Genomic DNA, 25,772 nt, shown 5'->3' on the forward strand with positions numbered 1-25,772 from the left:
CTATGATGGACTATCAGGGTAAAAACGTTGTCATTATTGGCCTGGGAATCACCGGGCTTTCCTGCGTTGATTTCTTCCTGACGCACGGTGTCACGCCGCGCGTGGTGGATACCCGTGTTAGTCCGCCTGGTCTGGATAAGCTGCCTGCCGAGGTTGATCGCCATCTGGGATCGTTAAATGAAGACTGGTTGTTGGCAGCCGACCTGATTGTCGCCAGCCCTGGCATCGCACTGGCAACACCGGCGCTGGCGGATGCCGCTGCCGTGGAGATTGTGGGCGATATCGAGCTGTTTTGCCGTGAAGCGCAGGCGCCGATCGTTGCCATTACTGGTGCCAACGGTAAAAGCACGGTCACCACGCTGGTGGGTGAAATGGCCAAGGCGGCCGGTTGGCAGGTGGGTGTTGGCGGGAATATTGGCCTGCCTGCACTGACGCTGCTCAAACAGCCGTGCCAGCTTTACGTGCTGGAACTGTCGAGCTTCCAGTTGGAAACCACCTCCAGCCTGCGCGCTGCGGCCGCCACCATTCTCAACGTGACGGAAGATCATACCAACCGCTATCCGTTTGGTATTCAGCAGTATCGTGCTGCCAAGTTACGTATCTATGACAATGCGCAGGTGTGTGTCGTGAACGCGGATGACGCGCTGACCATGCCGATCAAAGGTGCGGATACGCGCTGCATCAGTTTTGGCGTTGATGTGGGAGACTATCACCTCAACACCCAGCAGGGCGAAAACTGGCTGAGTGTGAAAGGCGAGCGCGTTTTGAATACCAAAGAGATTTCTCTGGTGGGGCAGCATAACCACACCAACGCGCTGGCGGCGCTGGCATTGGCGGATGCGGTGGGTATTCCACGCGCCCCGGCGTTGACGGCGCTCACTACCTTTACCGGCTTGCCGCACCGTTTCCAGTGCGTGTGGCAGCGTAACGGCGTGCGCTGGATTAACGATTCCAAAGCGACCAACGTCGGCAGCACTGAAGCGGCGCTCAACGGGTTGCAGGTCGAAGGTACACTGCATTTGCTGTTGGGTGGCGACGGCAAGTCGGCAGATTTTTCGCCGCTGCTGCGTTATGTCCAGGGTGACAATATCCGCCTGTATTGCTTCGGGCGTGATGGCGCTCAACTGGCGGCGCTGCGTCCTGAGATTGCCGAGCAAACCGAGACGATGGAACAGACGATGCGCTTGCTTGCCACGCGAGTGGTACCGGGCGATCTGGTGCTGTTGTCACCGGCGTGTGCCAGCCTCGATCAGTTCAAGAGTTTCGAACACCGTGGCGATGAGTTCGCCCGTCTGGCGGAGGAGCTTGGCTGATGCGTTTTATTGGGCTGTCAGTGATTGAACGACTGAAAAGCTGGGTCATGGGGACGCGGGAAAGCGATGTGCAGAGCATCGTGATGTATGACCGCACCCTGCTCTGGCTGACGTTCGGGCTGGCAGTCATTGGGTTCGTGATGGTGACATCGGCATCCATGCCTGTGGGGCAGCGTCTGACCAGCGACCCGTTCTTTTTTGCCAAGCGCGATGCGTTCTATATTGGTTTGGCATTTGCGTTGGCACTGATCACCATGCGCGTGCCGATGGAAGTCTGGCAACGTTACAGCCCGATATTGCTGGTACTCACACTGGTGATGCTGCTGGTGCTGCTGGTGGTAGGCAGTTCGGTAAATGGTGCTTCGCGCTGGATTGCGCTGGGGCCGCTGCGTGTGCAGCCGGCGGAGTTGTCGAAGCTGGCGTTGTTTTGCTACCTCTCCAGCTACATGGTGCGCAAGGTAGAAGAAGTACGTAACAACTTCTGGGGTTTTTGCAAACCGATGGGCGTGATGGTGGTGCTGGCCGTGCTGCTGCTGGCACAGCCAGACCTGGGAACGGCGGTGGTGCTGTTTATCACTACGCTGGCGATGCTGTTTCTCGCGGGGGCCAAACTGTGGCAGTTTCTCGCCATCATTGGCTGTGGCATGTTTGCCGTCGGGCTGCTGATTGTGGCAGAACCTTACCGTATGCGCCGTGTGACCTCGTTCTGGAACCCGTGGGACGATCCGTTTGGCAGTGGTTACCAACTAACCCAATCGCTGATGGCATTTGGTCGCGGTGAGTTATGGGGACAAGGATTAGGAAACTCGGTGCAGAAACTGGAGTATTTACCGGAAGCGCACACCGACTTTATTTTTTCCATTTTAGGTGAAGAGCTCGGCTATATCGGTGTGGTTTTGGCGCTGTTAATGGTATTCTTCGTCACTTTTCGGGCCATGTCCATCGGCAAGCGTGCACTGGAGATCGATCAGCGTTTTTCCGGCTTTTTGGCGTGTTCTATCGGCATCTGGTTTAGTTTCCAAACGCTGGTAAACGTCGGCGCTGCCGCGGGAATGTTGCCTACCAAAGGGCTGACGCTGCCGTTAATCAGTTACGGTGGCTCGAGTTTGATCATCATGTCGACCGCGATCGTATTGTTGTTGCGGATCGATTTTGAGACGCGCCTGACCAAGGCGCAGGCGTTCACGAGGAGTGCCAAATGAGTGGCGAAGGTAAGCGCTTGATGGTGATGGCTGGTGGTACCGGAGGACACGTCTTCCCGGGACTGGCGGTCGCGCATCATTTGATGGCGCAGGGTTGGCAGGTTCGCTGGTTGGGAACCGCCGATCGCATGGAAGCCGATTTGGTGCCAAAAAACGGCATTGAGATTGATTTTATTCGCATTTCTGGCTTGCGCGGCAAAGGTATTGTCGCACAGTTGTGTGCACCATTACGTATTTTTCGCGCTGTGCGTCAGGCGCAAGTGATTATGAAACGCTACCAGCCGGACGTGGTACTGGGCATGGGAGGCTATGTGTCTGGGCCGGGCGGTCTGGCGGCGTGGCTGTGCGGTATTCCAGTGGTGTTACATGAGCAAAACGGCATTGCAGGGTTAACCAACCGCTGGCTGTCGCGCATTGCGCGCAAGGTATTGCAGGCTTTCCCCGGTGCGTTTCCCAATGCTGACGTAGTGGGTAACCCGGTTCGCACCGATGTGCTGGCTTTGCCCGCACCGGACGAGCGTCTGGCCGGGCGTGAAGGCCCGATTCGTGTGCTGGTGGTAGGCGGGAGTCAAGGTGCTTGGATATTGAATCGCACGTTGCCGGACGTCGCGGCGCGACTTGGTGCCAACGTAACGATTTGGCACCAGACGGGCAAAGGCACCTTGGCCGAGGTGCAGCAGGCTTATGAAGCGGCAGGTGCCGCACAGCACAAGGTCACCGAATTTATTGACGACATGGCGCAAGCCTATAGCTGGGCTGACGTGGTGGTATGCCGCTCCGGTGCGCTGACCGTCAGTGAGATTGCCGCCGCCGGTTTGCCCGCGCTGTTTGTGCCCTTTCAGCACAAAGACCGGCAGCAATATTGGAATGCGCTGCCGCTGGAGCAGGCGGGTGCCGCCAAAATTATTGAACAGTCCACGCTGAGTGTGGATGCAGTAAGCGATGTGCTATCCGGTTGGGATCGCGCCACGCTGCGCGATATGGCGCAGCGCGCCCGTTCCGTAGCGATGCCGGATGCCACCGAACGCGTAGCCGCAGAAGTGGCCGCAGCAGCGCGTTAATGCGCACCGGAAAGCGCAGAATGCGTGGGGTGAAGGTTGTTCATCCTCCTCATGACAAGTGAATGAAGTACAAGTGAAAAGGTAGCGGTAGAAAAAGTGAATACACAGCAATTGGCAAAACTGCGTTCCATCGTGCTCGAAATGCATTGCGTGCGGCACATCCATTTTGTCGGCATCGGCGGTGCTGGCATGGGCGGTATTGCCGAAGTGTTAGCGAATGAAGGTTACCACATCAGCGGCTCTGACCTGGCACCGAATGCGGTGACACAACAGTTGGCGGCGCTGGGGGCGCAGATCTATTTTCATCACCGCCCTGAGAACGTGAAAGATGCGAGCGTGGTGGTGGTCTCCAGCGCCATTAATGCTGATAACCCGGAAATCGTTGCAGCCCACGAGGCGCGTATTCCGGTGATCCGCCGCGCGGAGATGCTGGCTGAGTTAATGCGCTTTCGCCACGGTATCGCGATTGCCGGAACGCACGGCAAAACCACAACCACGGCGATGGTGGCCAGTATTTATGCCGAGGCAGGTCTGGATCCGACCTTTGTCAACGGTGGTCTGGTAAAAGCGGCTGGCGTGCACGCGCGTCTGGGGTCCAGCCGTTACCTGATTGCGGAAGCCGACGAGAGCGATGCGTCCTTCCTGCATCTGCAACCGATGGTGGCGATTGTCACCAATATCGAAGCAGATCATATGGATACCTATCAGGGTGATTTTGAAAATTTAAAGCAGACGTTCATCAACTTTTTGCACAACCTGCCGTTTTATGGGCGTGCAGTGATGTGCGTGGATGATGCGGTGATTCGTGAATTGCTGCCGCGCGTGGGACGTCATATCACTACGTATGGGTTTAGCGACGATGCCGACGTGCGTGTCGCAGAGTACCGGCAGTCCGGCGCGCAGGGGCACTTTACGCTGGCACGTCAGGGTAAGCCGCTGTTGCAGGTTACGCTGAATGCGCCGGGTCGCCATAACGCACTGAATGCGGCAGCAGCCGTGGCGGTGGCGACGGAAGAAGGCATTGACGACGCGGCAATTTTGCGCGCGCTGTCGAGCTTCCAGGGAACCGGACGTCGTTTCGATTTTCTGGGGGAATTCCCTCTGGCTGCGGTGAATGGCAGCGCAGGCAGCGTGATGCTGGTGGATGACTACGGTCACCACCCGGCAGAAGTGGATGCGACAATCAAAGCCGCCCGTGCCGGCTGGCCGGAAAAACGCGTGGTGATGGTGTTTCAGCCGCACCGTTTTACGCGCACGCGCGATCTGTATGATGATTTTGCCCACGTGCTGTCGCAAGTGGATGTACTGCTGATGCTGGATGTGTACTCGGCGGGAGAAAGTCCGATCCCAGGAGCAGATAGCCGCTCGCTGTGCCGAACCATTCGTGGACGTGGCAAGGTTGATCCGATTCTGGTTACCGATCCGGATATGCTGGCCACGCTGCTGGCACCGACGTTGCAGGATGGCGATCTGGTGCTGATTCAAGGCGCAGGTAATGTTGGTAAGCTGGCGCGTAAACTGGCGGATACCCGCTTACAACCTCAGGTTGCGGAGTGAGTATGGCGGAAAAAGTCGCAGTACTGCTGGGCGGAACGTCGGCGGAGCGTGAAGTGTCACTGCGTTCCGGGCAAGCGGTGATTGCCGGATTAAAAGAGGCTGGAATTGATGCCGAAGCCATTGACCCGCGCGATTTTCCGGTCACTCGCCTGAAAGAGGCGGGGTTTGACAAAGTGTTTATCGCGCTGCATGGCCGTGGCGGTGAAGACGGCACGCTGCAAGGGGTACTGGAGTTTTTACAACTGCCTTATACCGGCAGCGGCGTGATGGCTTCAGCGCTGACCATGGATAAGTGGCGCACCAAGCTGGTGTGGCAGGCGTTGGGATTGCCGATTGTGCCTTATGTGGTATTAACGCGGGCACAGTATCGCTCGTTAACGCCTGAACAGGTGCAGACAGCCTGTGCACACCTCGGGTTGCCGCTGATGGTGAAGCCGAGCCGTGAAGGTTCCAGCGTTGGCATGAGCAAAGTGACGCAGCAGGATGCGCTGGTGGCTGCACTGGAAACGGCTTTTCGCCATGAAGACGACGTGCTGGTTGAGAAGTGGTTGAGTGGGCCGGAATACACGGTAGCGCTGTTGGGCGAGACGGTTTTGCCCTCCATCCGTATTCAGGCGGCAGGCACGTTTTACGATTACGACGCCAAGTACCTCTCGGACGAGACGCAGTACTTTTGTCCCAGTGGGTTGGCCGTCGAGCAGGAGCAGGCCATTGGTGAACTGGCGCAGGCCGCCTTTGCAGCATTGGGATGTCGCGGCTGGGGGCGAGTTGACTTGATGCAGGACGCCGACGGTGCATTTTACCTGCTGGAAGTGAATACCTCACCAGGCATGACGGATCACAGTCTGGTGCCGATGGCAGCGCGACAGCACGGGATGAGCTTCTCACAGCTTGTCGCGCAGATCCTGGCCTCGGCTGTTTGATATGTCGCAGGCGGCGCGGAATTTGCGCGGACGCGACGAAGAGCCGAAAGGCGGGCGTCGCAGCAATGGTGGGCAGTTAGCGGGGGTGCTGTTCCTGCTGATGGTGCTGGGCACCATACTGTGGGGCGGCTGGATGGTGCTGCAGTGGATGAAAGATGCTAGCCGGCTACCGCTGTCCCGCCTGGTGGTGACCGGTGAACGGCACTACACCACCAATGATGATATTCGCCAGGCGATATTGTCTCTGGGGTCACCGGGCACCTTTATGACGCAGGATGTGAATGTGATCCAGCAGCAGATTGAACGTCTGCCGTGGATTAAACAGGCCAGCGTACGGAAGCAGTGGCCAGACGAATTAAAGATTCATCTGGTTGAATATGTGCCCGTAGCACGGTGGAATGATCTGCTTATGGTGGATGCAGAGGGAAATTCCTTCAGTGTGCCCGCAGAGCGCGTCGGTAATCGCAAAATGCCGCTGCTGTATGGGCCAGAAGGCAGTGAAGAAGATGTGCTGGAAGGATACCGCACCATGAGTCAGGTGTTGGCAAGCAATAAGCTGACATTAAAAATGGTGGCGATGAGTGCACGACATTCGTGGCAGTTAGGGCTGGAAGACGACATCTGTCTGGAATTGGGGCGTGATGAGCGAGCCCGACGTTTGGAACGTTTTCTTGAGCTCTATCCGTTATTGCAACGGCAGGCCCAGAACGACAACAAACGTGTTAGCTACGTGGACTTACGCTACGACACCGGTGCCGCGATAGGGTGGGCACCGCCTCTGCTGGATCAGCAGCAGGGAAACGCTCAGCGAAAAGACGTTGATCAAAAACAGAACGGTAATTAGCAACAGAATCAGGCACAGGCTAAACAACAATGATCAAGTCGACGGACAGAAAACTGGTAGTTGGGCTGGAAATCGGTACAGCAAAAGTGGCTGCGCTGGTAGGGGAGGTTCTGCCCGATGGCATGGTCAATATCATTGGCGTGGGCAGTTGTCCGTCACGCGGGATGGATAAAGGCGGCGTTAACGATTTGGAGTCCGTTGTAAAATGCGTGCAACGGGCCATTGACCAGGCTGAACTGATGGCGGATTGTCAAATTTCTTCCGTCTATCTGGCGCTGTCGGGCAAGCATATCAGTTGCCAGAATGAAATCGGTATCGTGCCGATTTCGGAAGAAGAAGTGACGCAGGATGACGTGGAGAGCGTGGTGCACACCGCGAAATCGGTGCGTGTGCGTGATGAACACCGCATTCTGCATGTGATTCCGCAGGAGTACGCCATTGATTACCAGGAAGGGATCAAGAACCCAATCGGGCTTTCCGGCGTGCGCATGCAGGCAAAGGTGCATTTGATCACCTGTCATAACGATATGGCGAAAAATATTGTCAAAGCCGTAGAGCGCTGCGGTTTGAAAGTAGACCAACTGATTTTTGCCGGTCTGGCTTCCAGCTATGCCGTGCTGACTGAAGATGAGCGTGAACTGGGCGTTTGCGTGGTAGATATCGGCGGTGGCACCATGGATATTGCGGTGTATACCGGTGGTGCACTGCGCTACACCAAAGTGATCCCTTATGCGGGTAACGTGGTGACCAGCGATATCGCCTATGCGTTTGGTACGCCGCCCACGGATGCGGAAGCCATCAAGGTGCGTCACGGCTGCGCACTAGGGGCGATCGTCAGCAAAGATGAGAATTTGGAAGTGCCGAGCGTTGGCGGTCGGCCGCCGCGCAGTCTGCAACGGCAGACGCTGGCAGAAGTGATTGAACCGCGTTACACCGAATTGCTCAATTTGGTGAACGATGAAATTTTGCAATTGCAGGAGCAGCTACGTCAACAGGGCGTGAAACACCATCTGGCCGCAGGGATTGTGCTGACGGGCGGTGCCGCTCAAATCGACGGGCTGGTTGAGTGTGCCAAGCGCGTGTTCCACACGCAGGTGCGTATCGGTCAGCCATTGAATATAACAGGCTTAACGGATTATGCGCAGGAGCCCTTCTACTCGACGGCGGTCGGGCTGCTGCATTACGGCAAAGAGTCTCACCTGGGCGGTGAGCACGAAGTAGAAAAACGCGGCTCAGTGGGCAATTGGTTTAAACGCATCAATAGCTGGCTGAGAAAGGAATTTTAATGTTTATCAGAGATCGTGTGGCACACTTGACGGTCTCGCGGTACAGGCACAAAACGGAGAGAAATCATGTTTGAACCAATGGAGTTAACCAACGACGCGGTGATTAAAGTCATCGGCGTCGGCGGTGGCGGCGGTAACGCAGTCGAACATATGGTGCGCGAGCGCATCGAAGGTGTCGAATTCTTCGCGGTGAACACCGATGCGCAGGCACTGCGCAAAACCGCGGTGGGCCAGACGATTCAGATTGGTAGCGGTATCACCAAAGGGCTGGGCGCAGGCGCTAACCCGGAAGTGGGCCGTGACTCGGCGGAAGAAGACCGTGAAGCACTGCGCGCTGCGCTTGAAGGTGCTGATATGGTCTTTATCGCGGCCGGCATGGGCGGCGGCACCGGTACCGGGGCTGCGCCAGTGGTAGCTGAAGTGGCGAAAGATCTCGGCATCCTGACGGTTGCCGTGGTGACCAAGCCTTTCAACTTTGAAGGCAAAAAACGCATGGCGTTTGCCGAACAGGGGATTGCCGAGCTGTCCAAGCACGTGGATTCGCTGATCACCATCCCCAACGACAAACTGCTGAAAGTGCTGGGTCGCGGCATTTCTTTGCTGGACGCGTTCGGTGCAGCGAACGATGTACTGAAAGGCGCTGTCCAAGGTATCGCAGAGCTGATTACCCGTCCTGGTCTGATGAACGTGGACTTTGCTGACGTGCGCACCGTGATGTCAGAAATGGGCTACGCCATGATGGGCTCCGGCGTGGCACGCGGTGAAGACCGTGCCGAAGAAGCGGCAGAAATGGCGATCTCCAGCCCGCTGCTGGAAGATATCGACCTGTCTGGCGCACGCGGCGTGCTGGTTAACATCACCGCGGGCTTTGACCTGCGTCTGGATGAGTTCGAAACTGTGGGTAACACCATTCGTGCGTTCGCGTCTGACAATGCCACCGTGGTTATCGGTACCTCGTTGGATCCGGACATGAACGACGAACTGCGCGTCACCGTGGTGGCGACGGGGATCGGCATGGACAAGCGTCCGGAAATTACGCTGGTGACCAATAAACAAGCGAGCCAGCCGGTCATGGATCACCGTTACCAGCAGCACGGCATGATGCCGCTGACGCAGGAAAAGCCGGTGGCCAAGGTGGTTAACGACCAAACGGCACAAACCAGCAAAGAGCCTGACTATTTGGATATTCCCGCATTTTTGCGCAAACAGGCGGATTAACCTCCGCCTTGTGATTGGAATCTCCGCTCTTTGTGCTAAACTGTCCCGCCGATCCTGGTGTAAGCTAGGACGGTTGGTTCAGTAACATTGCGAGATAATACGATGATCAAACAACGTACATTAAAGCGTATCGTACAGGCGACGGGCGTCGGTTTGCACACCGGCAAGAAAGTCACGCTGACGATGCGACCTGCACCAGCGAATACCGGGGTCATCTATCGCCGCACTGACTTGAATCCACCGGTTGATTTTCCGGCTGATGCCAAATCCGTGCGTGATACCATGCTCTGTACTTGCCTGGTAAACGAGCATGACGTGCGTATATCAACGGTGGAACACCTGAACGCCGCCTTGGCGGGGTTGGGTATCGATAACATCGTGATTGATGTTGATGCCCCGGAAATTCCAATTATGGATGGCAGTGCCAGCCCGTTCGTCTACCTGCTGCTTGATGCCGGTATTGAAGAGCTGAACTGCGCCAAAAAGTTTGTTCGCATCAAACAGCCAGTGCGGGTTGAAGACGGTGACAAATGGGCAGAGCTGACGCCGTATAACGGTTTCAGCCTCGATTTCACCATCGATTTCAACCACCCGGCCATCGATGCGGGCGCTCAACGTTATTGCCTGGATTTCTCAGCCGATGCGTTTATTCGCCAGATCAGCCGTGCGCGTACTTTCGGCTTTATGCGCGATATCGAATACCTGCAATCCCGCGGCCTGTGCCTGGGCGGTAGTATGGATTGCGCCATCGTGGTAGACGATTATCGTGTGCTGAATGAAGACGGCCTGCGTTTTGAAGACGAGTTTGTGCGTCATAAAATGCTGGATGCCATCGGCGACCTGTTTATGTGCGGTTATAACATCATCGGTGCGTTCTCTGCGTTCAAGTCTGGTCATGCGCTAAACAACAAACTGTTGCAGGCGGTGTTGGCTAAACAGGAAGCGTGGGAATACGTGACCTTTGAAAATGAGCGCGAAGTGCCGCTGGCGTTCAAAGCGCCTTCTACGGTGCTGGCATAACCGACAACGGGCGTCTGTGTAGTCGTTCAGGCGAATACAACACGTTATTTTTTCTGTTGGCTGGTTTTACTCGTACCCTCTCCGGCGAGTGAAGCCAGCCTTTCTAATATCTTCCTCAGTTTTTCCGGGCTGTGACTGGCCAAATGTCTTAATGTTTCGGCGCTTTGTTCGCTCAGTTGTCGGGGCGGCGTATCTGAATTCCCGCTTTCTGCACGGAAATTATCTTTTCCCGATACAGTTTCATCCCCTTTTGCGGCCAGCGCGGGATTAATCCTGATGTCGATTGATGCCAATGATGGTAATATCTGAGCGCGCAATGCTGAGAGTAAGGTCGGTTGTTCATAACGTAACCGCATTAACCAGCTTGCATTGGCGGTTTCCAGAATCAGGTGGCCCTGTCGGTAATTGGCGACGCGACACCACGGGTGCAGTTGGGAAGGCAGTAAGCCTTTAACGGCCCGATTAAGTTTTAACAAGGCGATGGCGCGCTGTTGGACATCGTGCAAGGGACCTTTATTTCCCCCTGACACGCTATCGAACAGAGACTCCAGTGATTGGGGGCGGCTATCATGCATAGGTATCAGGCTCCGGTGGGCACATAAACTCGTCATGGGTATTCTAAATCGTTGGCGACAATTTGGCAGACGTTATTTTTGGCCGCATCTCCTGTTGGGGATGGTCGCGGCCAGTCTTAGCCTGCCGAACAGCCTGAACGAGTCCAACGAGCATGCCTCTGCGTCAAATGCAACGGCCAGTATCAGTCGCCAGAATCCCGTTGCTTTTAGCCTGACCGAACTGGCCAGTTTGAAAGAGGTGCATCGCCGCACCTCGTTTGGTATCGATTATTGGCATCAACATGCCATCCGCACCGTTATTCGCCATCTCTCCTTTGCGTTGACGGTGCCTCAGGCACATGCATTGCCCCCGGCCGAGACGGCGCTGAGTGCGCATCCTCTGGTGATACTGGATACGCTCAATGCGCTGCTGACGTTGCCGGAAACACCCTCGGCGTTGCACCCTTTACCGCGCGGCACTCTCGTTTTTGCTGCTTCTCCTCATCGTACCGGGCTGTGGTTGTCTCAGGTCCGTGGCATCCGCGCCGGGCCAGCATTTTCTGCCTGACACGCCGTTTCACTCGCGTTTTTTTGGCGTATAACGACGAACAGGGGCGATTGCCACTGTTTTGAATGCAAACGCGAACACCGCTTCTCTCGCCGATCTTTCGATCTGTGATGAAAGGAATTATGAGTAGCTATCGTATCGTCGCTGATACAGCGGCCTACGTGAGAATAAAATCATTATGTTAACCAGTATCCTGACTAAAGTTTTTGGCAGCCGTAACGATCGTACGCTGCGTCGTATGCGTAAAATCGTTGACGTGATCAACCGTATGGAACCCGCAATCGAAGCGCTGTCGGATGATGAACTGAAAGCGAAAACCGCTGAGTTCCGCGCCCGTCTTGAGAAAGGGGAAACCCTTGAAGCCTTGCTGCCTGAGGCGTTTGCGGTTGTGCGTGAAACCAGTAAACGTGTGTTTGGTATGCGCCATTTTGACGTTCAGCTGATGGGCGGCATGGTGCTGAACGAACGTTGCATCGCAGAAATGCGTACCGGTGAAGGTAAGACCCTGACCGCAACGCTTCCTGCCTACCTGAACTCCCTGACGGGGCGTGGTGTGCATGTGGTGACGGTGAACGACTATCTGGCACAGCGTGACGCCGAAAATAACTGCCCGTTGTTTGAATACCTGGGCCTGACGGTTGGCATCAACCTGCCGGGCATGCCTGCACCGGCCAAGCGCGAAGCCTATGCTGCCGATATCACTTACGGGACTAACAACGAGTACGGTTTTGACTATCTGCGCGACAACATGGCATTCAGCCCGGAAGAGCGCGTGCAGCGTAAACTGTATTATGCGCTGGTGGATGAAGTGGACTCCATCCTGATCGATGAAGCGCGTACGCCGCTGATCATTTCCGGTCCGGCGGAAGATAGCTCCGATCTCTATATTCGCGTTAACAAAATCATTCCGCACCTGATTCGTCAGGAAAAAGAAGATTCAGATACGTTCTACGGTGAAGGGCACTTCTCGGTAGATGAAAAAGCGCGTCAGGTTAACCTGACCGAGCGCGGTCTGGTGCTGGTGGAAGAGCTGCTGGTAAAACAGGGTATTATGGAAGAGGGAGGATCGCTCTACTCTCCGGCGAATATCATGTTGATGCACCACGTGACGGCTGCATTGCGCGCCCATGTACTGTTCACCCGTGATGTGGATTACATCGTGAAAGACGGCGAAGTGATCATTGTGGATGAACACACCGGCCGTACCATGCAGGGGCGTCGCTGGTCTGATGGTTTGCATCAGGCGGTTGAAGCCAAAGAGAACGTGAAGATCCAGAATGAAAACCAGACGCTGGCCTCGATTACCTTCCAGAACTATTTCCGCCTGTATGAAAAGCTGGCCGGGATGACCGGTACCGCTGATACCGAAGCGTTCGAATTCAGCTCCATCTACAAGCTGGATACCATCGTGGTGCCGACCAACCGCCCGATGATCCGTAAAGATTTGCCCGATCTGGTCTACATGACCGAGCAGGAAAAGATCGATGCGATCATCGAAGACATTAAAGAGCGTAGCGCCAAAGGGCAGCCGGTGTTGGTGGGGACCATCTCCATCGAGAAATCGGAAGTGGTGTCAGAAGCGCTGACCAAAGCAAGCATCAAACACAACGTCCTGAACGCCAAATTCCACGCCAAGGAAGCGGATATCGTTGCGCAGGCCGGTCAGGCAAGCGCGGTGACCATCGCCACCAACATGGCGGGCCGTGGTACCGATATCGTGCTGGGCGGGAGTTTGCAGGCCGATCTGGCTCTGCTGGAAGATCCGGATGAAGCCGCGATTGCCGAAACCAAAGCCGCGTGGCAAGTGCGTCACGATGCGGTACTGGCTGCCGGTGGTTTGCACATTATCGGTACCGAGCGCCATGAATCACGCCGTATCGATAACCAGCTGCGTGGTCGTTCTGGTCGTCAGGGGGATGCGGGTTCTTCCCGTTTTTATCTGTCGATGGAAGATGCGCTGATGCGTATTTTTGCCTCCGATCGCGTCTCCAACATGATGCGTAAATTGGGTATGAAACCGGGTGAGGCCATTGAGCACCCGTGGGTGACCAAAGCGATCGCCAACGCCCAGCGTAAGGTGGAAAGCCGCAACTTCGATATTCGTAAGCAGTTGCTGGAATATGATGATGTGGTCAACGATCAGCGTCGCGCCATTTATACCCAGCGTAATGAATTGCTGGATGTGGCGGATATCAGCGAAACCATCAACAGCATCCGTGAAGATGTGTTCAAGCTGGCAATTGATAACCACATTCCGCCGCAGTCTCTGGAAGAGCAGTGGGATATCGAAGGGCTGGAGCAACGTCTGAAAAACGATTTTGACCTCGATTTGCCGATTTCCACCTGGCTGGATGAAGAGCATACTTTGCATGAAGAGACGCTGCGTGAGCGCATTTTGCAACAAGCTGTCGATGTCTATAAGCGCAAAGAGGATGTGGTGAGCACTGACGTGATGCGCAACTTTGAGAAAGGTGCCATGCTGCAAACGCTGGATTCCTTGTGGAAAGAGCATCTGGCAGCAATGGACTATCTGCGTCAAGGCATCCACCTGCGTGGTTACGCGCAAAAAGATCCGAAGCAGGAGTACAAGCGCGAATCCTTCTCCATGTTTGCCAACATGCTGGAATCCCTGAAATATGAGGTGATCAGCACGTTGAGCAAGGTGCAGGTCAGAATGCCGGAAGAAGTTGAAGCGCTGGAACAACAGCGTCGTGAGGAAGCGGAACGTCTGGCACGTCAACAACAGCTGAGCCACCAGAGCGACGATCAAATCAGCGCGGCAGCAGCGGCAGCCGGGCAGGGCGATCGCAAGATTGGCCGTAACGATCCGTGCCCGTGCGGTTCCGGTAAAAAGTACAAACAGTGTCATGGCCGCTTACAGCACTAATCCCTCTCTCACTGTGTATAACGAAGAGGCGGTCGATGACCGCCTTTTATTTGGGTGGAATATGGAGGAGTAAAGCTGTGCGCAAACACCTGAACGTTGCGGTAGGCATTATTCGTAATGCGCAACGCGAGTTTTTTATCGCCCGTCGCCCCCAGGGGGTGCATATGGGGGGAACGTGGGAGTTCCCCGGCGGGAAAGTAGAGCCGGGCGAAACCGCTGAGCAAGCGCTGATTCGTGAACTGCGTGAAGAAGCCGGGATTGAAGCACTGGCACCAAAAGCACTGAACAGTAAAACCGTGGAAACCGAGGAGCGCACGATTACGCTGCACTTCTTTATGGTTGAGCGCTGGCAGGGAGAACCCTATGGGCGTGAAGGACAGCCTTCTCGCTGGCTGGATGCCGCGTCACTGCTGGAAGATGAATTTCCTCCCGCCAACGCGGAGATGATCCGCTGGCTGAAGGAAACTCATTGCTAAAAGGTGTAGCCCCGCCGTTAATGGCGAGGTTCTTCGCTCCACTCGTCACTGTCTGAGATGTCCTCATTGCTCGGGATGCGTTTTTCTTCATCCGCCCATTCCCCTAGGTCGATAAGCTGGCAGCGTTTGCTGCAAAACGGGCGGTAAGGGCTGTTTTCTCCCCACTCAACAGGTTTGTGGCAGGTGGGGCAGTTGACAGTGAGGGTTTCGTTATCCATGGTTTAATCCTACAGCAATGGCGGTTAACAGCATGCCAGTTCAAATAACAAGCGCGCGGGAACCTGGCCGTTTTCACTGTCCAGCGGCAAGAAGCGGATAGCATAGCGCGTCTTGTGGCCGGAGACCTGCGGGTAGAGCTGAAGCTCGATAGCCAGTTGTAAACGAATCAGATCGGCATCCACGGCGTTATCTTGAAAAAAGCCATTCAAACTGGTTTGTGCCCGAAATGCACCGGAGTGACGTATCAGTTCCAGCACCTGATCGAGTGAATTTTTAAGCGATGAAAGCGAGTGGAGCCAGGTATCTATCACCTGTTGCTTCTGCATCTGCGGCTGGTGCAGCCACAGATGCAGAGTCGGCACGTCAAAGCTGCAACACCCGCCCAGAATGCTCAGACGCTGTCGGACCATGCCGATCAGCTTGTCTTCACGGAGAAATTGCCCCATACGCGGTGCGGACATCAGCACGGATGCGAGCTGCTTCAAGCGCTGGCGCAAGGCATGAATACGGTCATGATCGACGCCTGGCACATCACTCCATTGCAGCAGCTTTTGCTGCTGACGCTCCAGCTCTTTGAGCAATTCAGTGCGAATATCTCCGCGTTCTAATACATCAAGCAAATCGACGACTGCGCGGAAAAAAGCAAGCGCACTGCCCATATCTGACCAACTGTGATTTTCATGCAACTGTTGCAGCAGGGCTTCCAAACGCAGCCAGGTACGCGTTTTTTCATTTAGCGGGTATTCAAACAACACGGTGGAAAGGGCATCGCTCATTGTTACTTGTCCTGTCGGTCGCTTTCGGCGGCAAGGGCGAGGTAGCGTTGGTGCAACGCGGCAACCTGCTCCATCCACGCCCCGGGGCGACCGTTGTTATCAATAATGTCATCAGCACAGGCCAACCGCTGTTCACGGGTCGCCTGTGCCGCGAGTATGTTCTCAGCCTGCTGGCGATTTACCCTGTCGCGAGCGGGAAGGCGTTCCATCTGCGTATTTCTGTCCACATCCACAACCGCAACACGCTGCGCCAGGGATTGCAGCCCATTCTCCACCAACAACGGCACCACCCACAGCACATAAGGACCTTTTGCTTGCTGCCATTGTCGCCGTGTTTCCGCGTGAATCAATGGGTGCAATAAGGCATTTAGCCACGTTTTTTCCTCTGGGGCGGAAAAAATGCGCTGGCGCAGCATCGCACGGTTCAAGGTGCCATCGCTATTCAGAATATCGTTACCAAAATGCGCCTGAATAGCAGATAACGCTGGTGTGCCCGGTTCAACGACCTGACGGGCAATCATATCCGCATCGACAATCGGGATCCCGAAGGCGGCGAATGCATCAGCGACGGTGCTTTTACCGCTGCCGATACCCCCCGTTAAGGCTACGATATAGGTCATAATGCCTTGTGTGAAAATGAGCAGGTAAATTTATGGGATTCTAGCCCAAATAAAGGGAAATTCGCAGTCTTGTTGTTGCAATATTACTGCGTATGATGAGGTAACTGGGAATGGCTTTCTCCCTCTGTACTTTACGTGGCCGCATTGTTGGCACACTCGCCGCTATAACCAGGAAGATAACTGTCATGCGTATTGAAGAAGATTTGAAGCTCGGTTTTAAAGATGCCCTTATTCGTCCTAAGCGTTCAACCTTGAAAAGTCGCTCTGACGTTGAACTGGAACGCCAATTCACTTTCCTTCATGCCCAGTGCACATGGTCTGGTGTACCGGTGATTGCCGCCAATATGGATACCGTAGGTACCTTTCGCATGGCGCGTGCGCTGGAGGAGTTTGATGTGCTGACCGCTGTGCACAAGCACTACAGCGTGGAGCAGTGGGCGCAGTTCGTGAAAGACGCACCTGAAACGGTGTTACGTCATGTGATGGTGTCTACCGGTACGTCGGAGGCGGATTTCGTCAAGGTTAAACAGATCCTAGCGCCGTCGGCGGAACTCAAGTTTATCTGCATCGATGTGGCCAACGGTTACTCTGAGCACTTTGTCAATTTCCTGCAAAAAGCGCGTGAAGCCTGGCCGGATAAAGTCATTTGTGCCGGGAATGTAGTGACCGGTGAAATGGTCGAAGAGCTGATTCTTTCTGGCGCGGATATCGTCAAGGTGGGCATTGGCCCTGGTTCCGTGTGCACCACCCGGGTGAAAACCGGTGTGGGCTACCCGCAACTCTCTGCGGTGATCGAGTGTGCGGATGCCGCGCATGGCTTGGGCGGGCAGATCGTCAGCGACGGTGGCTGCGCGATGCCGGGCGATGTCGCGAAGGCATTTTGCGGCGGTGCGGATTTCGTGATGCTCGGCGGAATGCTGGCGGGCCACGAGGAGTGCGAAGGCCGAGTGGTGGAAGAGAACGGCGAGAAACTGATGCTGTTCTACGGTATGAGTTCGGCCTCCGCGATGGAGCGTCATTCCGGCGGTGTGGCAGAGTATCGCGCCGCAGAAGGGAAAAACGTCAAGTTGCCGCTACGCGGGCCGGTTGACAACACGGTGCGTGATATTCTGGGCGGTTTGCGCTCGGCGTGCACTTACGTTGGCGCTTCTCGCCTGAAAGAGCTCACCAAACGCACCACGTTTATTCGCGTTGCCGAGCAGGAAAACCGTATTTATAATGGCAACGCATAGCACACAAATTGTGCTGCCAATATAAAGATGGCGAGGGCATCAGGCATTCGCCATCAGATTTCCGGGCTGGAAGATCGGCAGATACATCGCGATCACCAGGGTGCCGATAATTCCTCCTACCAATACAATCGGCAGGGGTTCCAACGAGTGGGTCAGCGTTTCCGCGCGCTGTGTTGTCTGCTGCTAATGCCACTGTGCGAGCTGGCTGAAAATGTTATCCAGCGTCCCAGTCTCTTCTCCAACGCGAATTAACTGCGTACAAGGGGGCGGGAATAGCGTGCCGTGAGACGTTAACGCCTGTTGCAGGGAATTCCCCTGTTCGATATGACGCAGAATCGCGTTTAATGCTTCCTGATAGGCAAAATAGGGGAGGGTGGCGTCGGCTGCCAACCCCGAGGGCAGCGTGAGTCCGGCACGTTGCGTCAAGGCGAGCAGGGTAAAAAGATAGCTCAGTGCCTCCCCGCACACCAGCGTACCGAGCAGTGGGATTTTCAGTAATATTTGCTCTTCTCTTCTCCGCAGGGTGACGTAGCGCCTACGGCAAACCGGGTAGCCCAGTGCGAGGCTAACAGGCAGCGTGAACAGGAGTGCCTTGTGATGTTCCACCACATCCGCCAGTGCCAGAACGCGTTGAGTGAGCCTCGGCAGCGGTGTTTCAAAGGCATCATACAAGGAGGCGAACTCGGGCAGGACCCATATCAGCATGATGATACTCACCGTTACGGTCACGCCCAGTACAAAGCTGGGATAGCGCAACGCTTGCTTCACTCTCTTTTGCAATTGAAGCTGCTGCTCTTGCTGTAAGGCTAACTGCTGGCAGCAAACATCCAGCTTACCGGTCATCTCCCCGACGGCGATCAGCGTGGCATAAAGCGCGGGAAACACCTGTGGATAGCGGCGCAGGGTATCGGAAAGGGACTCGCCTTCGGCAACATCATCAGCCAGTGTATTAATCAAGCATCGCCATCCCGGCAGTTCATGCTGTTCGGCGAGCAGTCTCAACGCATTCAGTAGTGGCAGGCCAGCCTGTAACAACGCAGCAACCTGTTTAAACAAGGCGATACGTGTTGTTGCTTTCCAGTATCGCTGTGTGAGGGTCTGTCGGTATTTCAAGCGCAGCGGTTGGTATCCCAATTGGGTCAAACGCAGATAGATCTGCTGGCGTGCGCTGCCGATGCTTTCTCCACGTAGCAATTCGCCGTTTGGTGTGATGGCAAGCCAGGAATAGAGTTTTTGTGACATGACCTCATACTCAATGAGATTATGGCGATGCGCCAATGGCGCGATACATTTCGGCGGCGGATGTCTCCCCCTGAGAAACGCGATGTAATGCCGAAATCAACAGTGTGTCATAGCCGATCTCATTGGCGAGCGCGGCAATCTCTTGCGCGTTGGCTCCACTGCTCAATGCCTGTCGCAGTGCTGGGGTGAGCGGCAGCAGTTCGTACAGCGCAATACGGCCATAATAACCGCTCAAGCAGTGTTCACAGCCTCGTGCCTCCCAATGCGGCAAAGGGGTCGCCCACAGCGTATCGGGAAAAAGTAAGGGTTGCGAAGCGGGCGCTTTTCAATACTGGCAGAGACGCCGCACCAGACGCTGGACAATAAGCAAGGTCAACGCGCCTGCAAGCAGATAGCCGGGAATGCCCAGATGCCCGAGCCGGGTCAGGGTTTCAATCGCTGAATTAGTGTGTAGCGTCGATAATACCAGGTGCCCGGTTTGCGCCGCTTTAACGGCAATTTCCGCTGTTTCTCGATCGCGTATCTCGCCAATCATGACAACATCAGGATCCTGGCGCAGCAATGCGCGCAAAATGCGACTGAAATCCAGTTCTGCCTTGACATTCAACACGGTTTGATTAATTCCCGGCAGCGGGATTTCAACCGGATCCTCCACGCTGCAAATATTACGTTGACTCTCGTTAAGCCAGCATATCGCACTGTAGAGCGTAACCGTTTTACCGCTTCCCGTCGGTCCGGTAACCAGGATCATGCTCTGCGGCTGCTGCAACGCTTGTGTCAGGCAGGTGTACGCCTCTGGAGATAAACCCAAACTGTTGAGGGTAAGCATCTGTTGGTAGGTTTGTAATACACGCAGTACCGCTTTCTCGCCTTCCAGTACGGGCAGTGTGGCGATGCGCAAAGAGAATGTCTGGGCATTGAAGATAAAAGAAAACTGACCGTCTTGCGGTAAACGGCGCTCTGTGATAGCCAATTCCCCCATGATTTTTAGCCGCGCAGTAAGACGTGCCGCCCAGTCTAACGGCGGTGAAGTGCAAATATGCAATACGCCATCAATACGCATTCGCACGCGATAGCTATCCGCCATGGGTTCAAAGTGGATATCAGATGCCCAGCGCTGGAAAGCCTGCGCCAGCGTTTGATTGATATAGTGGATGACGGGCGTGTCTTCGTCTGCTTGCACGGTCGCGGGTGTTACGCTGAACACTGCGTCGGGTTCTGCTGCCTGAGGTGCAGGGCGTAAAGCCTGCTCCAGTCTGGCCTGAGACCACTGTTCTACCTCGATGCGGCGATTGCTGGCGAATTTCAGCGCCGTTAGCAATGCCGGAGGAACGTCTCCGGTGATGGCGATGGTGACCGTTTGTTCATCCAGCGTCAGCAACAGCGCCTGATAGCGTTGGCACAGGTGTTTGAGTTCTTGATCCAGCGGGGCGTAAGTACTCATGTTCACTCCGGGGCATCATCGAAACGGAATACTCGCTGGCAGGCAGCGATCAAGCTGTCGGACTGCGTTGCTGCCTGACAGTTTCGACTCCAGATGACAGAACTGCTGCCGCTATCCCAGCGTGGTGTTAAGGTCACGTTCAACCCTTGTAAGGCAGACTGTCCCGTCAACGTAATCACGCCTTGTGTTACAGTGACACTGCTGACATAACGTGAACCTCTAGCTGTGGGAATGCCCTGGCTTCCTGTGTTACAAGGTACAACGCTGCTGTTTTCCAGCGCACACAGATTAACGGCGGTTTGATACGGTGCCAGCGTTTGTAGCATGTCCGTCATGGCGGCCTTTTGCAGGTATCCCTGATAAGCCGGGATACCAATGGAGGCGAGAATCGCGATAACGATCATCAATTCAACCAGGGTGAATCCGTGCTCTGTGGTCATCATCGTCCTTTTATCCGTCAGCAGGTTTGGCATAAAGGTAAAAGAGAGGCGATGGAAGGGCGAGTGCTGGATTAGATAACTGGAAAGTCGCGTCACAGCGAACGGTGTGGATTGCACGATTCTCTTTAAATCTGCAATCGATATCGCAGAAAAGAAGCGAATTTTAATAAATTTGTTATATTTTAATGAGTTAATAACTATGTTATGGATGCCTCGCTAGGAAAATAACCAAAGCTGGGTGATAATAGCGTGACACAATTTATTCTGGGAGCGTGTGGTATGCAATTGGAAGCGGGCTGGTTAACTGGCGTAAAACGGGTGCCTTCCCTCCCATTGTGACGCGCGCCCTGACGAAGAGCTTCCCTCCTTGCTCGTGATACACAATATCAGCTTACCGCCCGGAGAGTTTGGCGGCCCCTATATCGATCAACTGTTCACCGGGACGCTCGATCCTCACGCTCATCCCTATTTTCAAGATATCAGCCATTTGCGAGTGTCCGCGCATTGTCTGATTCGCCGTGATGGCTGCATTGTGCAATACGTTCCTTTTGACCAACGCGCCTGGCGTGCCGGGGTATCACAGTTTGCAGGTCGTGAGAGATGTAACGATTTCTCCATTGGCATCGAGCTGGAAGGCACTGATACGCTACCTTTTACTCAGGAACAGTATCAACAGCTGGCACGTATCACCCAGTTGTTGCTGGATATTTACCCCATTATGCCACCGCGTATAACCGGGCACAGTGATATCGCCCCTCTGCGTAAAACTGATCCCGGCCCGGCATTTGATTGGCAGCACTATCACCAGCTAATTCAGGTGTCGGATATTGACGATTAAGAGGAGTGAGCGCTCATGATCCTGTTTACCCTGCTGCTGGCCCTGACGTGGGAGCGTTTGTTCAAGAAAAGCGATCGCTGGCAGATCGACTCGCATTTGGAAGTGATTTTTCGCCGCCTCTCTGCCCCCTCGTTATTGCAGACACTGCTGCTGGCGTTATTGGGGATGGTCGCGACAGCTGCATTGCTGTGGTTGGTGCAGGGGCTGTTGTTTGGGTTGGTCGGGTTGGTGCTCTGGATAGCCATTGCGCTGTTTTGTATCGGCGCAGGCGAGGTGCGACAGCATTATCAGAATTACCTTGCCGCAGCGCAACGTGGTGAAAATGATGCGATGCAGGCGCTGGCAGAAGAACTAGCTTTAATCCATGGTTTGCCGCTCGATGCCACGGAAAGAGAAAAGTTGAGTGAATTGCAGAATGCACTGCTGTGGCTTAACTTTCGCTTTTATCTGGCACCGCTGTTCTGGTTCGTTGTCGCTGGGCCATACGGGCCGATAGCGCTGGTTGGCTATGCAATTTTACGTGCTCGCCAAACCTGTCTGGCGCGGCACCATACACCATTGGCCCGCGCGCAGTCGGGGATAGACGCCTTGTTGCGCTGGCTGGATTGGCTCCCGGCACGTCTGGTGGGTATTACCTATGCGCTGCTGGGCCACGGCGAAAAAGCGCTTCCGGCCTAGCTGGCATCGCTGGGCGATCTGCACCATTCCCCCTATTGGGTTGTCACTCAACTGGCACAGTTTTCTTTGGCTCGAGAATCCCACACCGATCCTATTGATGCGCCGCGCGCTGCGGTGATATTGGCGAAAAAAGTGTCGGTGGTGGCTGTGCTGACGATTTATGGCACCTTGCTTTGATTTGAGACTGATTGTATATCTCACAAGATGTGTAGCATCGGCAAAGCATATCTCATCTTGTGCTGTTTTTTTCAAGGACCACATTTTATTCATTGATATAGAGGGGAATAGGCCTAATGAGTTTTAACTCGACCCCTCGTCTTATTGCGTGCTTGGCATTATTAACGCCTAATTTTTTGATAGCATTGCCCATGTGATATTTCACTGTGGTAAGTTTGATGGTAAGAATGATAGCGATTTCTTGATAAGATTTACCAATGCTTGCCCAATAGAGAATTTCATTTTCTCTGTTTGAGAAGAAATTTTTGATTTGTGTGTACTAACATTATCAGCGTTGTTTTCTTCATGATAGAGGTTCATCAATTTATCATGAGCTGTTAATAACAACATTTGGAGATCGTTTTTATGATCACTGATTGTGCTCTCCATATTATTATCACAATATTTATCCATGATAATCGATAAAACAGCAAGGTTGTCGCAGTGATCGTGAAGCAGAAAAGTATATCCATTGAGTATGTTATAGTATTTGGCCATCTTGAAGAGTGTATTTTGTTTCGTTTCTGTGCCCACAGTGATACTTTCATCCCAAGCAAAGGGGGTAACACGGCATGATGCGGTAATGAGCACAGGATCGATAAATTGATAATTATTTCTTGTATAAAATGAAAATCATTCTTTCTTATTTGATATTACTGAAAAGTTAGTTGGATTTTTTTGCTCATTACCGCATAAGCAAATTTGGTTTTGCTATATTCATTTAATTTTTTCTCTAAGTGGTTTTTATTAACGTGTTAATTGTTGCATTATTACAAAATAAATAAGGCATGCATTTCTCTCCATTGATAAATAGGAATCGTCATGACTTATAGCATAAATTTAGCTTGTGTTATTAATACGTATTAAACGTGTTTTTTTAGTCGAAAAGTAGGATTTATCTTACAGTCAGTTAAGTTTTTAAAAAATGGAGATGAGTTTATGATATGTAAATATTTAGGTAGGTATTGTTAATATGGGTAATTGTTGCGTGTGAAATGATTTTGCTACGCTTTCAATATAAATGAAGTGTATATAAATTCCTAATTAACTCGACGGAGAATGGCCAGCGATTGACAACATATGCGTTATTCGCAATAATATGCGAAATTTTTCCCTGGTGTTGGCCAATTTGGCATATGATCCTCTTCTTGAGGATCACTTTTTTTTTCTAAATCCTCTAATTTTTATTAGGTAACGATAATTCTTTTAATTTATAAATACCAGATGTACTAAAGTACAGTCTCAACCCGTGCTTTCGATTAAATGTACACATGTTCAAGTATTGCTTCTCACATCAACACTCCTCACAGCCCCACGCTCACGATAAGAACCTAAGCGTAGCTAAGCGACGAAGAAACAATGCAGAGGAAGGAAAACGGCACCCAAAGGTGCCGTTGTCATATCGCTTAGCGGGTTGCCGCAATGCGTTGTTTTTTCTGCTTTACCGCATAACCGATGCCAAGCACTACTAGCCATACAGGAATCAACAGCACGGAAATTTGAATTCCCGGCGTCAGATACATAATCACTAAAATGCCCGCAAGGAACAGCAGACAAATATAGTTGCCCAGCGGATATAGCAGCGCTTTGAATTTGGTCTGCACGCCTTCCTGCTCTTTTGCTTTACGGAATTTCAGGTGCGCCAGGCTGATCATCGCCCAGTTGATGACCAATGCGGATACCACCAGTGCCATCAGGAGCTCAAAGGCTTTCCCCGGAATCAGGTAATTGATTAGAACGCACAGCGCTGTTGCGGCGGCAGAAATACCGATAGCAATGACGGGAACGCCACGGCGATCGACGGTTAGCAGCGCTTTCGGGCCGTTACCTTGCTTGGCAAGGCCGTAAAGCATACGACTATTGCAGTACACGCAGCTGTTGTATACCGACAATGCTGCTGTCAACACCACGACGTTTAGTGCGGTTGCCACCACATTACTGTCCAGCTCGTGGAAGATCATAACGAACGGGCTACCCCCTTCCACCACTTTCCCCCAAGGGTAGAGCGACAGCAGAATGGCCAACGAGCCGATATAGAAGATCAGAATACGGTAGATAACCTGATTGGTTGCGCGCGGAATACTGGTTTCCGGGTTATCGGCTTCTGCTGCGGTGATACCCACCAGCTCCAGGCCGCCAAATGAGAACATGATTACCGCCATCGCCATCACCAGACCGTTGACGCCATTGGGGAAGAACCCGCCTTGCGCCCACAGATTGGTCACGGTGGCTTCTGGTCCGCCCTGACCGCTTAACAGCAGCCAGCCGCCAAACACAATCATGCCGATAATCGCTGCCACTTTAATGATGGCAAACCAGAACTCTATTTCACCGTACACTTTTATATTGGCAAGGTTAATGGCGTTAATTACCAGGAAAAACACGGCCGCAGAAACCCAGGTGGGGATATCCGGCCACCAGTACTGCACATAGATACCAACAGCGGTCAGCTCAGCCATCGCAACCAGCACGTAGAGCACCCAATAGTTCCAGCCGGAAGCAAACCCGGCAAAATCGCCCCAATATTTATAGGCAAAATGGCTGAAAGAGCCCGCGACAGGTTCTTCGACGACCATCTCTCCCAATTGACGCATAATAAAAAACGCGATAATACCGCCGATGGCATAGCCCAGCAGCACGGAAGGACCAGACATTTTGATCGTGGCAGCAATCCCTAAAAACAGCCCGGTGCCGACGGCACCACCCAGGGCAATCAACTGAATATGACGGTTTTTTAAGCCGCGTTTCAGCGTCCCGTCGTGTTGTTGACCATCCATTAATGTGACCCTCTGTCAGAGCGCAGTAGACGCGATAAGTTTGTTCGCGTCTTTTTACGTTAGTGTAATGTTATTTTTACGGCACCCAATAAACGAAAATTCGTGGATGACTACCGTTTGACAGAGAATAGTGGTATGCGAAAGAGATTGCACTGATTTCTTGCAGCGATTTGCCGATCAACCCCACGAAAATAGGGTGTGCGTACATTTTTAGACCAGCCTGGAAACTGTCGATGCTCTCTCGACGCTATCTTGGATGCAATGATGCGCGATTGCTATCGCAAGTCATGCATTAAATTGGCGTATCTCTAAGTGGTGATAAATCCGTAAAATATAGCTGATGAATTTGTCGTTATTATTTTTATCAAAATAGCGTTAAAT

20 protein-coding genes and 4 pseudogenes are annotated in these 25,772 nt (G+C 53.5%); 15 read left to right on the plus strand and 9 right to left on the minus strand.

The window, feature by feature from the left end; all coding sequences use genetic code 11:
• Window positions 1-2: 2 nt before the first annotated feature.
• The 9 genes from murD (at window position 3) to lpxC (ending at window position 10,424) form a co-directional block, all read left to right on the plus strand.
• Window positions 3-1,313 carry a UDP-N-acetylmuramoyl-L-alanine--D-glutamate ligase gene (murD, locus tag ACMZI0_RS02085; RefSeq protein WP_415671762.1) on the plus strand — a complete coding sequence of 437 codons (1,311 nt, stop codon included), beginning with the start codon at window positions 3-5 and terminating at the stop codon, window positions 1,311-1,313.
• Window positions 1,313-2,515 (plus strand): cell division protein FtsW, encoded by a 1,203-nt coding sequence (ftsW, locus tag ACMZI0_RS02090; RefSeq protein WP_415671763.1) that lies wholly within the window; start codon window positions 1,313-1,315, stop codon window positions 2,513-2,515. Before murD ends, ftsW begins: the two co-directional genes overlap by 1 nt.
• Window positions 2,512-3,576 (plus strand): undecaprenyldiphospho-muramoylpentapeptide beta-N-acetylglucosaminyltransferase, encoded by a 1,065-nt coding sequence (gene murG, locus ACMZI0_RS02095; protein ID WP_415671764.1) that lies wholly within the window; start codon window positions 2,512-2,514, stop codon window positions 3,574-3,576. Before ftsW ends, murG begins: the two co-directional genes overlap by 4 nt.
• Window positions 3,577-3,672: 96 nt before the next feature.
• A complete protein-coding gene (murC, locus tag ACMZI0_RS02100; protein ID WP_415671765.1) occupies window positions 3,673-5,133 on the plus strand; it encodes a UDP-N-acetylmuramate--L-alanine ligase in 1,461 nt (486 codons plus the stop codon).
• Window positions 5,134-5,135: 2 nt separating this feature from the next.
• Window positions 5,136-6,056 carry a D-alanine--D-alanine ligase gene (locus ACMZI0_RS02105; RefSeq protein ID WP_415671766.1) on the plus strand — a complete coding sequence of 307 codons (921 nt, stop codon included), beginning with the start codon at window positions 5,136-5,138 and terminating at the stop codon, window positions 6,054-6,056.
• A gap of 1 nt (window position 6,057) precedes the next feature.
• A complete protein-coding gene (ftsQ, locus tag ACMZI0_RS02110; protein WP_415671767.1) occupies window positions 6,058-6,900 on the plus strand; it encodes a cell division protein FtsQ in 843 nt (280 codons plus the stop codon).
• Between the two features lie 29 nt (window positions 6,901-6,929).
• Window positions 6,930-8,186, plus strand: coding sequence for a cell division protein FtsA (ftsA, locus tag ACMZI0_RS02115; RefSeq protein ID WP_415671768.1), 1,257 nt, complete (start codon window positions 6,930-6,932; stop codon window positions 8,184-8,186).
• 66 nt (window positions 8,187-8,252) lie between these two features.
• The gene (gene ftsZ, locus ACMZI0_RS02120; protein ID WP_415671769.1) at window positions 8,253-9,404 is read left to right on the plus strand and encodes a cell division protein FtsZ; all 1,152 of its coding nucleotides are present in this window, start codon (window positions 8,253-8,255) and stop codon (window positions 9,402-9,404) included.
• Between the two features lie 102 nt (window positions 9,405-9,506).
• Window positions 9,507-10,424: a UDP-3-O-acyl-N-acetylglucosamine deacetylase gene (gene lpxC, locus ACMZI0_RS02125; protein ID WP_415671770.1), complete on the plus strand. Its 918-nt coding sequence runs from the start codon at window positions 9,507-9,509 to the stop codon at window positions 10,422-10,424.
• Window positions 10,425-10,468: 44 nt separating this feature from the next.
• Here lpxC and ACMZI0_RS02130 read toward each other — a convergent pair whose 3' ends face one another.
• Entirely contained in the window at window positions 10,469-10,999 is a 531-nt protein-coding gene (locus tag ACMZI0_RS02130; RefSeq protein WP_415671771.1) for a DUF721 domain-containing protein, read from the minus strand.
• Window positions 11,000-11,033: 34 nt separating this feature from the next.
• Here ACMZI0_RS02130 and secM point away from each other — a divergent pair, with 34 nt between their 5' ends.
• The 3 genes from secM (at window position 11,034) to mutT (ending at window position 14,909) form a co-directional block, all read left to right on the plus strand.
• Window positions 11,034-11,546: a secA translation cis-regulator SecM gene (gene secM / locus ACMZI0_RS02135; RefSeq protein WP_415671772.1), complete on the plus strand. Its 513-nt coding sequence runs from the start codon at window positions 11,034-11,036 to the stop codon at window positions 11,544-11,546.
• Window positions 11,547-11,724: 178 nt separating this feature from the next.
• Window positions 11,725-14,433 carry a preprotein translocase subunit SecA gene (gene secA / locus ACMZI0_RS02140; RefSeq protein WP_415671773.1) on the plus strand — a complete coding sequence of 903 codons (2,709 nt, stop codon included), beginning with the start codon at window positions 11,725-11,727 and terminating at the stop codon, window positions 14,431-14,433.
• A 35-nt stretch (window positions 14,434-14,468) separates the two neighbouring features.
• Window positions 14,469-14,909, plus strand: coding sequence for an 8-oxo-dGTP diphosphatase MutT (mutT, locus tag ACMZI0_RS02145; protein WP_415671774.1), 441 nt, complete (start codon window positions 14,469-14,471; stop codon window positions 14,907-14,909).
• A 17-nt stretch (window positions 14,910-14,926) separates the two neighbouring features.
• Here mutT and yacG read toward each other — a convergent pair whose 3' ends face one another.
• The 3 genes from yacG to coaE are packed head-to-tail and all read right to left on the minus strand — an operon-like array spanning window position 14,927 to window position 16,524.
• Entirely contained in the window at window positions 14,927-15,127 is a 201-nt protein-coding gene (gene yacG, locus ACMZI0_RS02150) for a DNA gyrase inhibitor YacG (RefSeq protein ID WP_415671775.1), read from the minus strand.
• Window positions 15,128-15,151: 24 nt separating this feature from the next.
• Complete coding sequence (gene zapD, locus ACMZI0_RS02155) at window positions 15,152-15,904, minus strand: cell division protein ZapD (RefSeq protein WP_415671776.1); 753 nt, start codon at window positions 15,902-15,904, stop codon at window positions 15,152-15,154.
• Between the two features lie 2 nt (window positions 15,905-15,906).
• Complete coding sequence (coaE, locus tag ACMZI0_RS02160; RefSeq protein WP_415671777.1) at window positions 15,907-16,524, minus strand: dephospho-CoA kinase; 618 nt, start codon at window positions 16,522-16,524, stop codon at window positions 15,907-15,909.
• 185 nt (window positions 16,525-16,709) lie between these two features.
• Between coaE and ACMZI0_RS02165 the strand changes: the two genes are divergently transcribed.
• The gene (locus ACMZI0_RS02165; RefSeq protein WP_415671778.1) at window positions 16,710-17,756 is read left to right on the plus strand and encodes a GMP reductase; all 1,047 of its coding nucleotides are present in this window, start codon (window positions 16,710-16,712) and stop codon (window positions 17,754-17,756) included.
• 183 nt (window positions 17,757-17,939) lie between these two features.
• On the opposite strand, the gene hofC is transcribed toward ACMZI0_RS02165, so the two are convergent.
• The 3 genes and pseudogenes from hofC to ppdD form a co-directional block, all read right to left on the minus strand.
• Window positions 17,940-18,998 (minus strand): protein transport protein HofC, encoded by a 1,059-nt coding sequence (gene hofC, locus ACMZI0_RS02170; RefSeq protein WP_415671779.1) that lies wholly within the window; start codon window positions 18,996-18,998, stop codon window positions 17,940-17,942.
• A gap of 19 nt (window positions 18,999-19,017) precedes the next feature.
• Window positions 19,018-20,442, minus strand: a pseudogene (gene gspE, locus ACMZI0_RS02175) (type II secretion system protein GspE).
• Window positions 20,443-20,444: 2 nt separating this feature from the next.
• A complete protein-coding gene (ppdD, locus tag ACMZI0_RS02180) occupies window positions 20,445-20,882 on the minus strand; it encodes a prepilin peptidase-dependent pilin (RefSeq protein ID WP_415671795.1) in 438 nt (145 codons plus the stop codon).
• Window positions 20,883-21,161: 279 nt separating this feature from the next.
• Between ppdD and ampD the strand changes: the two are divergent.
• Together ampD and ampE are read left to right on the plus strand one after the other, a co-directional pair.
• Window positions 21,162-21,720 (plus strand): annotated as a pseudogene (gene ampD / locus ACMZI0_RS02185) (1,6-anhydro-N-acetylmuramyl-L-alanine amidase AmpD).
• 15 nt (window positions 21,721-21,735) lie between these two features.
• Window positions 21,736-22,575: pseudogene (ampE, locus tag ACMZI0_RS02190) on the plus strand (beta-lactamase regulator AmpE).
• Window positions 22,576-22,660: 85 nt separating this feature from the next.
• On the opposite strand, the pseudogene ACMZI0_RS02195 reads toward ampE, so the two are convergent.
• Both ACMZI0_RS02195 and ACMZI0_RS02200 read right to left on the minus strand, forming a co-directional pair.
• Window positions 22,661-23,404 (minus strand): annotated as a pseudogene (locus tag ACMZI0_RS02195) (helix-turn-helix transcriptional regulator).
• A 616-nt stretch (window positions 23,405-24,020) separates the two neighbouring features.
• Window positions 24,021-25,391 (minus strand): amino acid permease, encoded by a 1,371-nt coding sequence (locus ACMZI0_RS02200; protein ID WP_415671780.1) that lies wholly within the window; start codon window positions 25,389-25,391, stop codon window positions 24,021-24,023.
• Window positions 25,392-25,772: the final 381 nt, after the last annotated feature.

Origin of the sequence: Symbiopectobacterium sp. (assembly GCF_047692315.1) — a bacterium.
Classification (GTDB): domain Bacteria; phylum Pseudomonadota; class Gammaproteobacteria; order Enterobacterales; family Enterobacteriaceae; genus Symbiopectobacterium.